This window comes from Wenxinia marina DSM 24838, assembly GCF_000379485.1.
GTDB classification, from domain to species: Bacteria; Pseudomonadota; Alphaproteobacteria; order Rhodobacterales; family Rhodobacteraceae; genus Wenxinia; species Wenxinia marina.
In genome coordinates this window covers 126,934-143,354 of the sequence record NZ_KB902310.1, presented here as the reverse complement: position 1 = coordinate 143,354, position 16,421 = coordinate 126,934, and the positions used below count along the sequence as shown (strand labels likewise).

Annotated in this window: 17 protein-coding genes; 8 read left to right on the top strand and 9 right to left on the bottom strand. The window is 69.9% G+C overall.

What is annotated here, in order from left to right:
* The first annotated feature begins 29 nt into the window (after window positions 1-29).
* Window positions 30-1,280: a cytochrome P450 gene (locus A37W_RS22195; RefSeq protein WP_018303936.1), complete on the top strand. Its 1,251-nt coding sequence runs from the start codon at window positions 30-32 to the stop codon at window positions 1,278-1,280.
* Between the two features lies 1 nt (window position 1,281).
* Here the strand turns inward: A37W_RS22195 and A37W_RS0115410 are convergent, their stop codons facing one another.
* The 3 genes from A37W_RS0115410 to A37W_RS0115400 all read right to left on the bottom strand — a co-directional run bounded on the left by A37W_RS0115410 (window position 1,282) and on the right by A37W_RS0115400 (window position 4,154).
* Window positions 1,282-1,731, bottom strand: a complete 450-nt coding sequence (locus A37W_RS0115410) for a methyltransferase family protein (protein ID WP_018303935.1) — start codon at window positions 1,729-1,731, stop codon at window positions 1,282-1,284.
* On the bottom strand, window positions 1,731-3,881 hold the full coding sequence (locus A37W_RS0115405; RefSeq protein ID WP_018303934.1) for a malate synthase G: 2,151 nt from the start codon (window positions 3,879-3,881) through the stop codon (window positions 1,731-1,733). Before A37W_RS0115405 ends, A37W_RS0115410 begins: the two co-directional genes overlap by 1 nt.
* 69 nt (window positions 3,882-3,950) lie before the next feature.
* A complete protein-coding gene (locus A37W_RS0115400) occupies window positions 3,951-4,154 on the bottom strand; it encodes a hypothetical protein (RefSeq protein WP_018303933.1) in 204 nt (67 codons plus the stop codon).
* 86 nt (window positions 4,155-4,240) lie between these two features.
* Between A37W_RS0115400 and pepN the strand changes: the two genes are divergently transcribed.
* From pepN to A37W_RS0115385, 3 genes are all read left to right on the top strand, one after another.
* Window positions 4,241-6,793 carry an aminopeptidase N gene (gene pepN, locus A37W_RS0115395; protein WP_018303932.1) on the top strand — a complete coding sequence of 851 codons (2,553 nt, stop codon included), beginning with the start codon at window positions 4,241-4,243 and terminating at the stop codon, window positions 6,791-6,793.
* Between the two features lie 54 nt (window positions 6,794-6,847).
* A complete protein-coding gene (locus A37W_RS0115390; RefSeq protein ID WP_018303931.1) occupies window positions 6,848-7,408 on the top strand; it encodes a DJ-1/PfpI/YhbO family deglycase/protease in 561 nt (186 codons plus the stop codon).
* A gap of 204 nt (window positions 7,409-7,612) precedes the next feature.
* Window positions 7,613-8,476 (top strand): 1-acyl-sn-glycerol-3-phosphate acyltransferase, encoded by an 864-nt coding sequence (locus A37W_RS0115385; RefSeq protein WP_026198541.1) that lies wholly within the window; start codon window positions 7,613-7,615, stop codon window positions 8,474-8,476.
* Here A37W_RS0115385 and A37W_RS22190 read toward each other — a convergent pair.
* The gene (locus tag A37W_RS22190; RefSeq protein WP_156169407.1) at window positions 8,433-9,272 is read right to left on the bottom strand and encodes a lytic transglycosylase domain-containing protein; all 840 of its coding nucleotides are present in this window, start codon (window positions 9,270-9,272) and stop codon (window positions 8,433-8,435) included. The genes A37W_RS0115385 and A37W_RS22190 overlap by 44 nt on opposite strands.
* 81 nt (window positions 9,273-9,353) lie before the next feature.
* The gene (locus A37W_RS0115375; RefSeq protein WP_018303928.1) at window positions 9,354-9,959 is read right to left on the bottom strand and encodes a lytic transglycosylase domain-containing protein; all 606 of its coding nucleotides are present in this window, start codon (window positions 9,957-9,959) and stop codon (window positions 9,354-9,356) included.
* 214 nt (window positions 9,960-10,173) lie between these two features.
* On the opposite strand from A37W_RS0115375, the gene gatB reads away from it, so the two are divergent.
* Window positions 10,174-11,685: an Asp-tRNA(Asn)/Glu-tRNA(Gln) amidotransferase subunit GatB gene (gatB, locus tag A37W_RS0115370; protein WP_026198540.1), complete on the top strand. Its 1,512-nt coding sequence runs from the start codon at window positions 10,174-10,176 to the stop codon at window positions 11,683-11,685.
* A 154-nt stretch (window positions 11,686-11,839) separates the two neighbouring features.
* The gene (locus A37W_RS0115365; RefSeq protein ID WP_018303926.1) at window positions 11,840-12,271 is read left to right on the top strand and encodes a DUF4177 domain-containing protein; all 432 of its coding nucleotides are present in this window, start codon (window positions 11,840-11,842) and stop codon (window positions 12,269-12,271) included.
* Between the two features lie 5 nt (window positions 12,272-12,276).
* On the opposite strand, the gene A37W_RS0115360 is transcribed toward A37W_RS0115365, so the two are convergent.
* Entirely contained in the window at window positions 12,277-12,537 is a 261-nt protein-coding gene (locus A37W_RS0115360) for a BolA family protein (protein ID WP_018303925.1), read from the bottom strand.
* Window positions 12,538-12,615: 78 nt separating this feature from the next.
* Between A37W_RS0115360 and A37W_RS0115355 the strand changes: the two genes are divergently transcribed.
* On the top strand, window positions 12,616-13,251 hold the full coding sequence (locus A37W_RS0115355; protein ID WP_018303924.1) for a J domain-containing protein: 636 nt from the start codon (window positions 12,616-12,618) through the stop codon (window positions 13,249-13,251).
* 21 nt (window positions 13,252-13,272) lie between these two features.
* Here A37W_RS0115355 and A37W_RS22185 read toward each other — a convergent pair whose 3' ends face one another.
* A complete protein-coding gene (locus tag A37W_RS22185) occupies window positions 13,273-13,755 on the bottom strand; it encodes a hypothetical protein (RefSeq protein ID WP_018303923.1) in 483 nt (160 codons plus the stop codon).
* Window positions 13,756-13,960: 205 nt separating this feature from the next.
* Here A37W_RS22185 and cobS point away from each other — a divergent pair, with 205 nt between their 5' ends.
* Window positions 13,961-14,947: a cobaltochelatase subunit CobS gene (gene cobS / locus A37W_RS0115345; protein ID WP_018303922.1), complete on the top strand. Its 987-nt coding sequence runs from the start codon at window positions 13,961-13,963 to the stop codon at window positions 14,945-14,947.
* Between the two features lie 179 nt (window positions 14,948-15,126).
* On the opposite strand, the gene A37W_RS0115340 is transcribed toward cobS, so the two are convergent.
* Entirely contained in the window at window positions 15,127-15,624 is a 498-nt protein-coding gene (locus A37W_RS0115340; protein WP_018303921.1) for a PilZ domain-containing protein, read from the bottom strand.
* Between the two features lie 76 nt (window positions 15,625-15,700).
* Window positions 15,701-16,306, bottom strand: a complete 606-nt coding sequence (locus A37W_RS0115335; protein WP_018303920.1) for an NADPH-dependent FMN reductase — start codon at window positions 16,304-16,306, stop codon at window positions 15,701-15,703.
* Window positions 16,307-16,421: the final 115 nt, after the last annotated feature.

The following is a 16,421-nucleotide window of genomic DNA, read 5'->3' as shown; positions in this document are numbered from 1 at the left end:
GCCGCACGTGCCGCACGGGAGGGGCTGCCATGACGCACATGCCGCTTTCCAAGGCAGCGGGGGTCGCCCCTGCCCGTCCGTCCGCCGTCAGACTTACCGATCCCGCCTTCCTCGCCGATCCCGGCCCGACGCTGGCGCGCCTCCGCGCCGCCGGGCCGCTGTACGACGCCAAGGTCCCCCTGATCGGGCGCGTGCGCCTGACGACCAGCGACGCCGGCGCCCGCGCCCTCCTCAAGGACCCGCGCTTCGTGCGCGACCCGCGCGCCGTCACCGGCCGGACGATGGCGCAGACGCTGTGGTTCCTGCCGCGCTTCCTCTCGCCGATGCTGGACAGCCTGATCCTCAAGGACGGAGCCGACCACCGGCGCCTGCGCACGCTGGTCGAGCTCGCCTTCGCCCGCGCCACCATAGACGACATGGTGCCCCAGATCGAGGCGGTGGCCGACGGCCTGCTGGACCGCCTCGACCCCGCCGCCCCCGTCGACATCGTCCGCGCCTACGCCCGGCCGCTGCCCCTTCACGCCATCTCGATCCTGCTCGGCGTGCCGCCGGCGGACCGGGACCGTATCGCCGGCTGGATGGCGCCGCTGACCTCGATCAACGCGGTCACCTTCTTCCGCGCGATGCCGGGCATGTGGCGCACGATCCGACATTTCCGCAGAGATATCCGCCGCGGGGCGGAGGCGGACACGGTGATGATCCGCCACCTCGTGGCGGCGGAAGAGGACGGCGCCCGGCTCACCGAGGACGAGATCCTGTCGCTCGTCGTCCTGCTGTTCATGGCCGGTCACGAGACGACCGTGCACATGATCGCCGATGCGACCTGGAGCCTCGCGAAGGAGCCGTCCCTCCGGGCGGGCCTTTTCGGCGACGAGGCGCACCTCAAGGTCGCGGTGGAGGAGTTCTTCCGCTTCCACTCGCCGGTCATGATGACCAAGATGCTGACCGCGACGGAGGATCTCGACTTCCTCGGCGCCTCCGTCCGCAAGGGCGAGCGCCTGTCGGCGTTCCTGCTCGCCGCAAACCACGACCCGGACCGCTGGGAGGTGCCGGACACGCTGAACCCGGACCGCCTGCCGAACCCGCACCTCGGCTTCGGCTTCGGCCCGCATGTCTGCCTCGGCATGCAGCTCGCCCGCGCCGAGGTGCGCGTCGCGCTGAGGCGGCTGTTCACCCGCTTCCCGAACCTCGCCCTTGCCGACCCGGCCCGCCCGCCGACCTACGGCCGGCGGTTCGGCATCCGCTCGATCCCGCGCCTCGACCTGCGCCTGTCGCCCTGACCTACCAGCGGCGGGTCGCGGCGATGTAGCGCTCCGCCTCGGCGCCGAAGACGTCCCGCAGCGCCGCCTCCTCGCCGCGGACGAAGCGGCGGTCGATGACGACGGGAAAGACCAGAGCCGCCAGCACCGCCGAGAGCGCGCCGAGGCCGATGCCGGCGCCAAGGAGCGCCAGCGCCATGCCGGTATAGATCGGGTTGCGGTTCACCCGGAACGGCCCCTCGACGATCAGCGCCGACGGCCGCTCGCGCGGCTCGATGCTGGTCCGCTTGCGCCGGAACCAGAGCGACGCCCACAGGACCAGCGCCAGCCCGGCGCCCAGAAGGGCCATGCCGGCAAGGCGCCCGCCTTCCCACGTGACGAGCGGCAGCCACCGCGCCAGCAGGCCCTGCGCCACCAGCACGCCGAACGCCCAGATCGGCGGGATATCGGAAAAATCGCGGCGGACCGACATCAGGCGCCCTTCGCCTCGGCCCGGTAGCGATGCAGCACCGGCTCGGTATAGCCAGAGGGCTGCGCCCGCCCCTCGAACACCAGCGCGCAGGCGGCGCGGAACGCGGGGCCATCGAATTCGGGTGCCATCGGCCGGTAGAGCGGATCATCCGCGTTCTGCCGGTCCACCACGGCGGCCATCTTCTTCATCGCCGCCATCACCTGGTCCTCGCTCACCACCCCGTGGTGCAGCCAATTGGCGAGGCCCTGCGACGAGATCCGGCAGGTCGCCCGGTCCTCCATCAGCCCGACATCGTGGATGTCCGGCACCTTGGAGCAGCCGACCCCCTGATCGATCCAGCGCACCACGTAGCCAAGGATGCCCTGCGCGTTGTTCTCCACCTCCTGCGCCACCTCCTCGTCCGTGAAGTTCCGGCCCGAAGCCACGGGAATCGTGAGCAGATCGCGCAGCGTCCCCCGCGGCCCGCCGGCCGCGATCTCCGCCTGCCGGGCGGCCACGTCCACCTGATGGTAATGCATCGCGTGCAGCGTCGCGGCGGTCGGCGACGGCACCCAGGCGCAGTTGGCCCCGGCCTCCGGATGGCCGATCTTCTGCTCCAGCATGTCCGCCATCCGGTCCGGCATCGCCCACATGCCCTTGCCGATCTGTGCCCGCCCGCGAAAGCCGCAGGCCAGCCCGATATCAACGTTGCGGTCCTCGTAGGCCCGGATCCAGGCGGAGTTCTTCATCTCGCCCTTGGGGACCATCGGCCCCGCCTCCATCGAGGTGTGGATCTCGTCGCCCGTCCGGTCCAGGAAGCCGGTGTTGATGAAGCAGACCCGCGCCTTCGCCGCCCGGATGCACTCCTTGAGGTTTACGGACGTCCGCCGCTCCTCGTCCATGATGCCGAGCTTGACGGTATTGCGCGGCAGGCCCAGCACCTCCTCCACCCGGTCGAAGGTCTCGACGGCGAAGGCGACCTCCTCCGGCCCGTGCATCTTGGGCTTCACCACGTAGACGGAGCCGGTGAACGAATTGCGCGGCCCGCCTGTCTTCCTCAGGTCGTGCATCGCGACGAGCGTCGTCACCATCGCGTCCATCAGCCCCTCGGGGATCTCCGAGCCGTCCTCCAGCAGGATCGCCGGGTTCGTCATCAGGTGGCCGACGTTGCGGATCAGCATGAGCGCGCGGCACTTCACCGGCAGGTCCGATCCGTCCGGCGCGGTGTAGGTGAAGTCGCCGTATAGCTTGCGCGTCACCTCCTCGCCGCCCTTGCGGAAGGTCTCGGTCAGGTCGCCCTTCATCAGGCCCAGCCAGTTGGAATAGGCGAGGACCTTGTCCTCGGCGTCGACGCAGGCGACGGAATCCTCGCAATCCATGATCGCCGTCAGCGCGGATTCGAGGTTCACCGCGGCGATGCCGGCCGGGTCCGTCGATCCGATCTCGTGGTCGCGGTTCACCAGAATCTCGATCCGCAAGCCGTTGTTCTGCAACAGGACGAAGCCCCAGTCGCCATCCTGTGCATGGCCCCCGTACTGCTCCGGCCGAGCCAGCGCCACCGCGCCGCGCGCCGTCCGCAGGCCCAGCTCCCGTCCCGCCTCGATCCCCGTCACCTCGTCCCAGCGCGCGCCGTCGAGCGGCACCGCCTCGTCGAGAAACGCCTTCGCCCGCGCGATGACCGCCCCCCCGCGGTCGACGTCGTAACCCCCGCCCGACGGCGGTGGGCCGAGCACGTCGGTGCCGTAGAGCGCGTCGTAGAGGCTGCCCCACCGGGCATTGGCCGCGTTCAGAGCGAAGCGGGCGTTGGTGATCGGCACAACCAGCTGTGGCCCCGCCACCTCGGCGATCTCGGGATCGACGCCCGTCGTCTCGATCGTGAAATCGGGACCCTCGTCCAGCAGGTAGCCGATGTCGCGCAGGTACGCTTCGTACTCCGCCGGATGGTGGGGTCCGGTACGATGCGCCGCGTGCCACGCGTCGATCCGTGCCTGCAGGTCCGCCCGCCGCTCCAGCAGCGTCCGGTTGCGTGGCGCGAGGTCGTGGACGAGGCGTGAGAAGCCGCTCCAGAACGCATCACGATCGACGCCGGTGCCCGGCAGGGCGCGGGTCTCGATGAATTCGGCGAGGGCGGCGGCGACCTGAAGGCCGTGGCGCGGGGCGCGGTCGGTCATGGCGTACTCCAGCCGTGTGTCCGGCCGGACTAGACCACGTTTTCCCGCGGCGACAACCCCGCCCGGCTCCTACTCCGAGGCGGGTTCTATCTCGGATTCGATGCCGAGCTCGTTCTGCAGCTCGGCGCCTTCGGGATCGGTGCCGTCCTCGGCCCACCAGAACAGGCGGACCACCAGAAGCGCGACCCCGAACAGCACGGCGATGGTGATTCCCCAGATCGCCGGCCGGTGGCGGCGCGCCTGCTTGTCGACGTCGGTCTTGGGTGCGGACATTCCATGCCTCCTAGACGCCCATTGCGGGCAGCGTTCGCCGGACCTACGCTTGTCTGCCGCCCCCGGTTCCTGCCCCGAGAGGTCACATGAAGGACGCCGCCCCCCAGACGATCCACCTCGCCGACTACGCCCCGCCGCCGTGGCTGGTGGAGCGGGTGGAGCTGACCTTCCGCCTCGCGCCGACCGCGACGCGGGTCCTGTCGCGCATCCGCTTCGTGCCGAACCCGGCCACGTCCGACCGGCGCTTCTTCCTCCATGGAGAGGGGCTGAAGACGCTCTCGGCACGGATCGACGGGGCGGAGGTGACGCCGCGCGAAGTGCCGGGCGGTATCGAGGCGGACGTGCCGGACGGCGCCTTCACCTGGGAGGCGGAGGTCGAGGTCGACCCGGCCGGCAATACCGCGCTCGAGGGCCTCTACATGTCGAACGGCATGTACTGCACACAATGCGAGGCCGAGGGCTTCCGCAAGATCACCTGGTACCCCGACCGCCCCGACGTGATGGCGCCGTTCCGGGTGCGGATCGAGTCGGACCTGCCAGTGCTCCTGTCGAACGGCAACCCGGCCGGGTCCGGCGACGGCTGGGCCGAGTGGGACGATCCCTGGCCGAAGCCCGCCTACCTGTTCGCGCTGGTCGCCGGCGACCTCGTGGCGCACCGGGACACCTTCGTCACGATGTCGGGCCGGGAGGTCGCCCTCGGGATCTGGGTCCGCGCCGGCGACGAGGACCGCTGCGCCTTCGCGATGGAGGCGCTGAAGGCGTCGATGCGCTGGGACGAGGAGGTCTACGGTCGCGAGTACGACCTGGACGTCTTCAACATCGTGGCCGTGGACGACTTCAACATGGGCGCGATGGAGAACAAGGGGTTGAACATCTTCAACTCCGCCCTCGTCCTCGCCTCCCCCGACACCGCGACCGACGCGACCTTCGAGCGGATCGAGGCGGTGATCGCGCATGAGTACTTCCACAACTGGACGGGCAACCGGGTCACCTGCCGCGACTGGTTCCAGCTGTGCCTGAAGGAGGGGCTGACGGTCTACCGCGACCAGCAGTTCACGTCCGACATGCGCTCGGCCGCGGTGAAGCGGATCGAGGATGCCAGCCTGATGCGCACCCGCCAGTTCCGCGAGGATGGCGGGCCTCTGGCGCACCCGGTCCGGCCCGAGAGCTTCGTCGAGATCAACAATTTCTACACGATCACCGTCTACGAGAAGGGGGCGGAGCTGATCGGGATGCTCAAGCGGCTGGTCGGCGACGACGGCTACCGCAAGGCGGTCGACCTCTATTTCCAGCGGCACGACGGCGAGGCCGCGACGATCGAGGACTGGCTCGCCGCGTTCGAGGAGGCGACGGGGCGCGACCTGTCGCAGTTCAAGCTGTGGTATTCGCAGGCCGGCACGCCGCGCCTGACGGTCAGCGAGCAATGGGAGGACGGCACCTATACATTGACCTTCCGGCAGGAGACTCCGCCGACGCCGGGGCAGACGGACAAGCAGCCGTTGGTCATTCCCCTCGCGGTGGGCCTGCTGAACCCCAACGGCGACGAGGTCGTCCCGACGACCGTGCTGGAGATGACGAAGGAGGAGCAGAGCTTTACCTTCGACGGCCTCGCCTCCCGGCCGGTCCCGTCGATCCTGCGCAACTTCTCGGCCCCCGTCCGGCTCGACCGTGCGACCACGGACGCCGAGAGGGCCTTCCTCCTCGCCCACGACACCGACCCCTACAACAAGTGGGACGCCGGCCGGGCGCTTGCGATGTCGGCGCTGACCGCCGCCGCCACCGACGGCACCGCCCCCGGCGCGGACTACCTGGACGGCCTCGGCCGGACCCTGCGGGACGAGACGCTGGACCCGGCCTTCCGCGCCCTCGTCCTGTCGTTGCCGTCCGAGGACGAGATCGCGCAGGCGCTGCATGCGGCCGGCACGACGCCCGACCCCGACGCCATCCATGCCGGCAGGCGAGCGGTGCAGGAGGCGATCGCCGGCGCGCACGAGGCGACCCTCGCCGACCTGCACGAGCGGATGCAGCCGACCGGCCCCTACCGGCCCGACGCCGACGACGCCGGCCGCCGGTCGCTCGCCAACGCCGCGCTGGCGCTGCTGACCCGGATCGACGGCGGCGCCCGCGCCCGGACCCAGTTCGCCGCCGCCGACAACATGACCCAGTCCGTCGCCGCGCTCGCCGCCCTCCTCGCCATCGGCGCGGGCGAGGACCAATCGCAGACCTACCACGACCGTTGGCAGGGCGAGCGGCTGGTGATGGACCGCTGGTTCGGCCTCCGCGCCGGTCTCGCCCCGGCGGAGCAGGCCCTCGACACCACACAGGAGCTGGCCCGCCATCCGGCCTTCCACTGGAAGACGCCGAACCGCTTCCGCGCCCTCGTCGGCGGCTTCGCGAACAATCACGCCGGCTTCCACCGCGCGGACGGCCGGGGTTACGAGTTCGTGACCGACTGGCTGCTGAAACTCGACCCGCTGAACCCCCAGACGGCCGCCGGCATGAGCAAGGTCTTCGAGACGTGGGGCCGCTACGACGCGGAGCGGCAAGGGAAAATCCGCGCCTGCCTGCGGCGGATCGCCGGGACCGACCGGCTCAGCCGCGACCTCGGCGAAATGGTGCAGAGGATGCTGGGGGACTAGGAACGAGGGCCGGCGCAAGGCGTTCTCCCCGGCAAGCACCCGAAGGAGGATGCCATGACCAAGATCACCGACGCCAAGGTCCTGATCGTCGCCACCGACGGCTACGAGCGCAGCGAACTGCGTCAGCCGCTGGACAAGCTGCGCGAGCGCGGCGCGACGGTCCACATCGCCTCGCCCGAGGGCGGCGACATCAAGAGCTGGGACAAGACCGACTGGGGCGACAGCGTCTCATCCGACCTGAAGCTCGCCGACGTCCAGATTGCCGACTACGACGCGGTCGTCCTGCCCGGCGGCCAGATCAACCCCGACAAGCTCCGCCTGGAGCCGAAGGCGGTGCAGTTGGTGAAGGACGCCGTGACCCAGGGCAAGATCGTCGCCGCCGTCTGCCACGGCCCGTGGCTGCTGATCGAGGCGGACGTCGTGCGCGGCCGGGACGTCACTTCCTACCCGTCGATCCGCACCGACCTGAAGAACGCCGGCGCGAACGTCCACGACAAGGAAGTCGTGACGGACAACGGCATTATCACAAGCCGCAATCCGGACGACCTGCCGGCCTTCATCGACAAGATCGTCGAGGAGATCGAAGAGGGCGACCACGCCCGCAGCGCGGCCTGATCGGCCATACCCGGGGCCGGTGGGCGAGTGCTCGCCGGCCCCGTGCCCCTGTTCCGGCCTTGCTTGATTTCCGCTCTTTTCACCCTCAATTGTCATTGAACCATTACCGCGGCGTGACCTACATCGTCCGCGATCTCCTGGACGGGCCTGATGAAGGACAGCATGGAATTGCCGGGCGAGACCGCCCCGCCCCCGCCGGCGAGCATGCGCAATCGCCTCGATCCGCTCATCGCAGAGCGCGCCCCCTGGATGTATCGCCGGGGGCCGATGATCCGCTGGACCCGCGGTCTGCTGCACCTCGGCCTCAGCTACGATCGCACGGTGGAGCTTGCAGAGAAGTACCGCGACTGGACAACCGCCCAGCTGATGGACGACCTTGCCGCGCTGCTGGCCCGTGACGTTCAGGTCACCGGCCTGTCGAACATTCCGCGCCACGGACCCGCCCTCATCGTCGCCAACCATCCGACCGGCATCATGGACGGCATCGTCCTGTGGAAGGTGCTGACGGCGATCCGTCCCGACATGTACGTCTATGCCAACCGCGACATCCTGCGCGTCGTCCCCCAGATGGAGGACACGATCGCGCCGGTCGAATGGCGCAAGGAGAAGCGCAGCCACGGCAAGACGCGCGAGACGATGGCCTTCACCCGCCAGGCCGTGGCCGAGGGCCGGCTCGGCGTCATCTTTCCGTCCGGGCGCCTCGCCAAGCGGCGTGGCCTTCGCCTGCACGAACGCGAATGGATGGCCTCGGCCGCGATGCTGGCCCGCAAGTTCGAGCTGCCGGTGATTCCGATCAAGATCCGCGCCCGCAACTCGATCCTGTTCTACCTGTTCGACCGGATCCACCCGACCCTGCGGGACATCACCTTGTTCCACGAGACGCTGAACAAGGCGCGCCAGCCCTATCGCCTGACCGTCGGCGAGGAGATCTCGCCCGCGGCCATTCCGGCCTCGTCGGAAGAGGGGATCGAGATGCTGCGACGGATCACCCTCGCCCTCGGCGAGGATGCGGGCGACCCGACGGTCAGCCTGGTCCGCGCGACGCGTCGTCCGGCCCTGCGGTCCTGACGAGGTCGTAGGGCCGTGCCGGCGGGCGCGGCGCCGAGCGGATCATGCCCACCTGGCAGTAGTCCTGCGACCGCGTGTAGTCGCGGATCGCCTCGCGCGCGAAGTTACGGGTCATCGGCCCCCACTGGTTTGCGATCCCCTGCCAGCCACCCCGGCGCAGACCCACGGCCTGATGATCCGGCACCACGACGGACATGATCCGCACGGCGCAGCTGAGGTTCGGGACCGCGCTGCGCAGTTCGCTTCCGCTGTCGGCGCGGCAGTCGACGGCGTCGGCGGTGCCCGGATAGATCTGCAGCAAGCCGTAGTAGAGGCCCGCGCCCACCACGTCGGGGATGTGCCGGCTCTCGTAGTGCGAGACGCCCGACATCAGCCCGACCCAGAAGGCCGCGCGCTCGTCCGCGTCGTTGCCGGCATAGGCGGGGCACCATTCGGAAATGTCGTCGGGCACCGTCTCGATCACCTCGTGCCCGTGCCCTTCCAGCGCCGAGATCATGGTGCGCGTCCAGAGCGGCCCCTCGGGGCGGTCGTTCCACTGCGCGGCCGGTAGGTACGGGTCGCGGGCGCGGGGCCGGACGGGCGCTGGGTAGAGGTGCAGCACGACCGGGGCGCCGGGACGCGACAGCGGTCGGGGGATCGGGCCGAGAACCGCCGGATCTGCGGCCAGTTCGACGGGAGCGGCCTCCCCGGCAAGGGCGCCGGGGGTGGCCATTTCGGCGAGGTCTTCCTCGGCGATCGCGGCCAACCCCCAGACCACCGCCAGAATCCCCCCCAGGATTCTCGTGCTCGCGAGCATGCGGCGGACAATGCCCTCTCGGCCGCGCCGGGGCAAGCTGCAAGTTTCCATATAGGTCAACGCCTTACGGCGCAGAGGTCATCAATCGGCTGAAGTCCGCTCAGGCTGGCAGTAATCCTGCTGGCTGACCCAGGCGCGGATCTCGCCCCGCGGGCCGTCATGGTGGAACGGTCCCCAGTCCAGCATCCCCCGCGAAACGGTCCCGCGGTTCGCGACCTGCCGCGCCGCGATGCGTACCGCGCATTCCAGATTGGCCGCGCCGTCGCGCAGCGCCTCGCCCGACTGCGCCTCGCAACCGTAGCCGCGGGCGGTGCGCGGATCGATCTGCACCAGGCCGAACCAGCGGCCGCCGCCGCCGACGGCGCGGGGGTTCCAGGTGCTCTCGAACCTCGCGAGGGCCGAGAACAGCCCGCTCCAGAAGGCCGCGCGGTCCTCGCGCGGGGCCGAGGCGAAGCCGGGGCACCAGGTGCCGATGTCGGCGGGAAGGGTGGACAGAAGGACCGCGCCCTCGTCCTGCAGCGCATCGAGTGTCGCTTCGGTCCATTCGTCGGCCTCGGGCCGGTGATCCCACGCCATCGCGGGCAGCGCCTCGGGAATGGTCGGCAGGTCCTCGGGGACGGGCTGAGGGGCGCAGGCGGAGAGGAGCGCCGCGGCAGCGAGCGGCGCGAGAGCGATCTTAACGTTCATGTCGGTCTTCAAGTTGTGGCAGCTGAGGCGGTTCTAGACCCCGAACCCGCGCCCGGGGTCGAGTCCGCGGGCGGTGCACCCCTCTATTTGCGCAGGAACCTGCCGAACCACGGCGGGGCTTTCCGCCGAACGCGCCGACGACCGCCCGCCCTTGAAGGGCCGCGCGGCAGGGCCTAGGACGGGCCCGTTCTGCCCCGAGACGAGGATGCCGGCCGTGCTGGACCTGACCTTCGACGCCCCGAAACCCAAGGTGATCTCCGGCGCCACCGGCGACTGGGAGCTGGTGATCGGCCTCGAGGTCCACGCCCAGGTGGCCTCCCGCGCGAAGCTGTTCTCCGGCGCCTCGACGCAATTCGGCGCCGAACCGAACTCCAACGTCGCGTTCGTCGATGCAGGGATGCCGGGCATGCTGCCGGTCATCAACGAGGGCTGCGTGGCGCTGGCGGTGAAGACCGGCCTCGGCCTGAAGGCGCAGATCAACCTGTGGTCCGCCTTCGACCGCAAGAACTACTTCTACCCCGACCTGCCGCAGGGCTACCAGATCAGCCAGCTGTACCACCCCATCGTCGGCGAGGGCGAGGTGATCGTCGAAATGGGCGCCGGGATCGCCCGCCGCGTCCGGATCGAGCGCATCCACCTCGAACAGGACGCCGGCAAGTCGATCCACGACATGGATCCGGCGATGTCCTTCGTGGACCTCAACCGCACCGGCGTCGCGCTGATGGAGATCGTCTCGCGCCCCGACATCCGCGGCCCGGAGGAGGCCGCCGCCTACGTCGGCAAGCTGCGGCAGATCATGCGCTACCTCGGCACCTGCGACGGCAACATGCAGAACGGCAACCTGCGCGCCGACGTGAACGTCAGCGTCTGCCGCCCCGGCGACTACGAGAAGTACCAGGAAACGCAGGACTTCAGCCACCTCGGCACCCGCTGCGAGATCAAGAACATGAACTCGATGCGCTTCATCCAGCAAGCCATCGAATACGAGGCGCGCCGCCAGATCGCCCTGATCGAGGACGGCAAGTCCGTCGTGCAGGAAACCCGCCTCTTCGACCCCGACCGCGGCGAGACCCGCTCCATGCGGTCCAAGGAAGAGGCGCACGACTACCGCTACTTCCCCGACCCCGACCTCCTCCCTCTGGAGATCGAGCAGGCTTGGGTCGACGACATCGCGAGCGCCCTGCCCGAGCTGCCGGACGAGAAGAAGGCTCGCTTCATGGCGGACTTCGGCCTGACGGACTACGACGCCAGCGTGCTGACCGCCGAACTGGAGGCCGCCCGCTACTTCGAGGAGGTGGCGGCGGGCCGCGACGGCAAGCAGGCCGCGAACTGGGTCCTGAACGAGCTGTTCGGCCGGCTGAACAAGGACGGCCATCCCATAACGGACAGCCCGATCGGCGCGGCGCAGCTGGGCCAGATCCTCGACCTGATGGCGGCGGACACGATCAACGGCAAGATCGCCAAGGAGGTGTTCGAGACCGCCTACACCACCGGCCGCGAGCCGAAGGAGATCGTCGAGACCGAGGGCCTGACCCAGGTCACCGACACCGGCGCCATCGAGGCCGCGGTCGACCAGGTCATCGCCGAGAACCCCGCGCAGGTCGAGAAGGCCAAGGCCAACCCCAAGCTCGCCGGCTGGTTCGTCGGGCAGGTGATGAAGGCCACCGGCGGCAAGGCGAACCCGAAGGCGGTGAATGAGCTGGTGGCGGCCAAGCTCGGCCTCTGACCCTCTCACCGAGCCACAAATATCCCTCAGGGGGAGTCCGGCGCCAGCCGGACGGGGGCGGAACGCCCCCCGAACGCAAGGGAACGCGCCGCCTTGGACGGCGGCCCGGCGGGCGCTATCGTCTGGCCGGGGCGAGAACAGGCGGGAGAGCCGGATGCGGAACTACGAATACAAGGTCGTGCCCGCCCCGAAACGGGGCGTGAAGGCCAAGGGCCTGAAAGGCTCCGAGGAGCAGTTCGCCCACGCCGTCTCGACGGCCATGAACGATCTCGCCGCCGAGGGGTGGGAGTACCTGCGTGCCGACACCCTACCCTGCGAGGAACGCCAGGGCCTGACCGGTCGGACGACGGTGTTCCAGAACCTGCTGGTCTTCCGTCGCCCTGCCGCCGACGCGGCGTCGGCCGAGCCGGACCCCGTTGCGCCGGAGGCGGAGGCGCCGAAGGCGCTCGCCCCGCCGGCGGCCGACGGGCCGAACGACCGGGACGACCGTGGCGAGCTCTTCGAGGACGGCGAGGACGGCCTGCCGAAGCCGGACCGGATCGGCGCGACGCTGTCGCCGGGCGACAAGCGGCACGCCGCCGAGTAGCCGCCTCAGGGCGCGCCGAGGTCCAGCGCCAGCGCGTGAATGCGGCCCATGATCGCCGGGCCCAGCGCGGCGTGGACCGCCCGGTGCCGCTCGATCCGGCTCATCGGGGAGAAGGCGTCCGCCACCATCCGCACCCGCCAGTGCGACTCCCCCGACCCGTCGTCCCCGGCGTGACCGGCGTGGCGGTGGCTTTCGTTCTCCACCTTCAGCTCCGTCGGCGAGAACGCGCTCTCCAGCGCCCCGCGAATCTCCGCTTCAAGTCCCATAATTTCGCGAGGCCCTCTTCTCTCTCCGGCCCCGTTCACTAAACTCTGGCGTCCGAGTCGAAAAGATGAGGCAGGTGAATGGTCAAACCCGACCCGTTCGGCTTCGACATCTCGGTGTCGGCGTCCAAGAAGAAGAACCCGCGCGGCCGGCGCGGGATGACCGGTGCGTTCGAGACGTCCACGCGGGTCTGCGATCATCCCGGCTGCGAGGAGCAGGGGCAGTACCGCGCGCCCAAGAGTCCCGACGTGCTCGACGACTATTTCTGGTTCTGCAAGGACCACGTCCGCGAGTACAACCTGAAGTGGAACTTCTTCGACGGCGCGACCGAGCAGGAGTATCTGGACCAGGTGAGCCGCGACCGCGTCTGGGACCGCGAGACCAAGCCGTTCAAGCGCTCGGCCGAGGAACGCGCCTGGGCCCGTCTCGGCGTCGACGACCCGCACCAGGTGCTGGGCGACAACGCCACGCGCAATCCGGGCAAGGCCCAGAGCGGCCAGCGCCGCCTGCCCCCGACCGAGCGCAAGGCGGTCGAGATCCTGGACGTGCAGGACACGATGACGAAGTCCGAGATCCGCAAGGTCTACAAGGCGCTGATCAAGGTGCTGCACCCCGACATGAACGGCGGGGACCGCAGCCACGAGGACCAGCTGGCCGAGGTCGTCTGGGCCTGGGACCAGATCAAGGTCAGCCGCAACTTCCGCGAGGCGGGCTGACAGGGCCCGCCCGCCGGCGCCTCAGCGGTGGCGCCGGGGCGCGGGAGCGAAGATGCTGTCCCGCTCGGCGTGCCACGACCGCACCTTGAGGTGCGCCAGCACGAACGTTCCCACCCAGACCGCCGCCAGGCCCGGCAGGGCCGCCAGCGTCACGAACAGCGTGAAGGGGCCGAACATCGTGCCGTAGAGCGGCAGCGCCAGCGTGCCGCCGATCAGCCCGGCCAGGACCGTCGCCCAGACGGCCGCGAGCCCCGTTCCGACCACGCCAGACAGGCCGGGCCGGCCCAGCCGGTGCCGCACGAGGTGCAGCGCGACCGCCCCGCCGATGGCGCCGGACAGGACCATCCACGCCGTGTAGTACGGCCCCGGCGGCACGCTGGTCCGTCCCGGTCCGATATGGGTCAGGACGACCCACGCGACGAACGCGGAGGTGGCAGCCATCGCGAGATAGCCGATCAGCAGGCCGCGCTCGCCGGCCGTGGTGGGTCTGGACAGGTAGGTCATGCAGGATCGGCACCGTCGGACAGCGGGACTGTAGCGGGGGACGGCGGCGAAGGGGCCCCCGCGGATCGCGAACAGACCGTTTCGCGATCCCGTCACGCCGGGCCCCGCACGCGATCCGCGGCGCCGGCGCAGGCGCGCCTGCCTTGCCCTTGCACCCTGCGGGCATATGCTCCAAGAGGGCGCGGCAATCGGATGAGGACGAGCCATGGCCGACGGCAGCATCGAGACAGGGACCCGCCCGACCGAGGAGGTTTCGGTCCGCGACGTGTTCGGGATCGAGACCGACATGCACGTCCGCGCCTTCGCCGACCGCTCGGACCGGGTGCCCGAGATCGACGCGACCTACAAGTTCGACCCCGACACCACGCTCGCCATCCTGGCCGGGTTCTCCCACAACCGCCGCGTGATGATCCAGGGCTATCACGGCACCGGCAAGTCGACCCACATCGAGCAGGTCGCGGCCCGGCTGAACTGGCCCTGCGTGCGCGTCAACCTCGACAGCCACATCAGCCGGATCGACCTGATCGGGAAGGACGCGATCAAGCTGCGCGACGGCAAGCAGGTGACCGAGTTCCACGAGGGCATCCTGCCCTGGGCGCTGCGCAACCCGGTTGCCATCGTGTTCGACGAATACGACGCCGGCCGCGCCGACGTGATGTTCGTGATCCAGCGGGTGCTGGAGCATGACGGCAAGCTGACCCTGCTCGACCAGAACGAGATCATCACGCCGAACCCGTACTTCCGGCTGTTCGCGACGTCGAACACCGTCGGCCTCGGCGACACGACGGGGCTCTATCACGGCGTCCAGCAGATCAACCAGGCGCAGATGGACCGCTGGTCCCTCGTCGCGACGCTGAACTACCTGTCCCACGACGCCGAGACGGCGATCGTGCTGGCCAAGAACCCGCACTACAACACCGAGAAGGGCCGCCGTCAGATCGGCCAGATGGTGACGGTCGCCGACCTGACCCGGACCGCCTTCATGAACGGCGACCTCTCCACGGTGATGAGCCCCCGGACGGTCATCAACTGGGCCCAGAACGCCGAGATCTTCCGCTCGGTCGGCTACGCGTTCCGCCTGTCGTTCCTGAACAAGTGCGACGAGCTGGAGCGGCAGACGGTGGCGGAGTTCTACCAGCGCTGCTTCGCAGAGGAACTGCCGGAGAGCGCCGCCTCGATGGCAATGAAGTAGGCGCCCGGCCAGCCCCTCGTACCAACGCGATTTAGTCAGACCTGCATTCCGCGCCTTGCCGCCATGCCGGCCGCGTAATGCCGCACGGGTTCCGCAGCGGGCGTCCGGCGGATCGCGGCGACCGGCAGGGGCGGTGCAGGGAAGGCGCCCGGCGCGCCGCTCGTACCGTCGCGACGTCGTCAGGCCTGCATCTCGGGCCTCGTCACCATGCCGGGCGCGGCGTGCCGCACGGGTCCCGCCGCGAGCATCCGGCGCATCGCGGCGGCGGGCAGCGTGCGGTGCAGGCGGACGCCGGCGAAGACCTCGCCCGACCAGACGACCGTCGTGTCGAGCCGAAGGTCCTGCCAGATGATCCTGACCTTCGTTCCCGGCACGGGCGGCGGGACGATCCGCAGTCGGGCCCCGCGGCGGGACAGGTCGATGATCCGCACCCGGTCGCCGAAAGGCGGCTCCGTCCGGACCGACAGGCTGCAGGGGAAGCGCTTTTCACGCCGGCGGATCCGCAGGCGCGCCGCAAGGATCGCCCCCGCCCCGCTGACGAAGAGGAGCGCCAGACCGATCAGGAGCGCGACGGTGATCTCGCGCAGTGCGTCGCCCTGCAGGGCCATGCGCCCGCCGACCTCGATCTGGGCGACGGCCGGTCCGGCGATCAGCGTCGCCGGACCGGCCCATCGCAACCCTCGCCGCATGACCTGCCCCCGCTTGTTGATACGGGAGGCAGGCTAGCGGGCAATCGTCAACGAATACTGAACGTCAGGCCGCCTGGGCCAGGGTCTCGCTCCGCGCCTCGCGCAGCGCGCGGGCCCACCAGACGAGGTCGTCGAACATCGCCGTCGCGCTCGGCCGGAGGATGCCGTCGATCTCGGACATCGGCAGGTTCTGCCCCAGCGGGCTCACCTTGCCGAACTCGCCGCCACCGATGTGGACCGCGTGCCGGATCGGCGCCATCTGCAGCTCCACCCCGATGCCGCGCAGGTGCTCGGCCGCGCGGGCCGCGCCGACGCCGCCGTAGCCGACGATGCCGAACGGCTTGCGCACCCACTGCCTGTACGCCTGATCCAGCGCGTTCTTCAGGGCGCCGGTGATCGAGTGGTTGTACTCGGCGGTCAGGAAGACGTAGCCGTCGAACGGCTCCACCGCCTCCTGCCAGCGGACCGCGCGCGGATCCTCGGACGGCATCCACAGGTTCGACGCCTTCTCGTTGAAGAACGGCAGGTCGAAGTCGCGCAGGTCCAGCGTCTTCAGCGTGAGGTCGGACCGCTCGGCCGCGACCTCGTGCACCCAGGCCGCCGGCTTGTCGGCGAAGCGGGTCTCACGGGTGGAAGAGATGACGAGGGCGAGGTTCACCTTGTCGGGCATTGGGGGGGCTCCTTGTGTCTGGTCTCACGGCATAGATCGCATCCGGTTCGAGAGAGAAAAGCCGCGCTCCCGCGCATGGTTTCCGCATTGGCGCACAGAACGGCGTGAGGCGCGC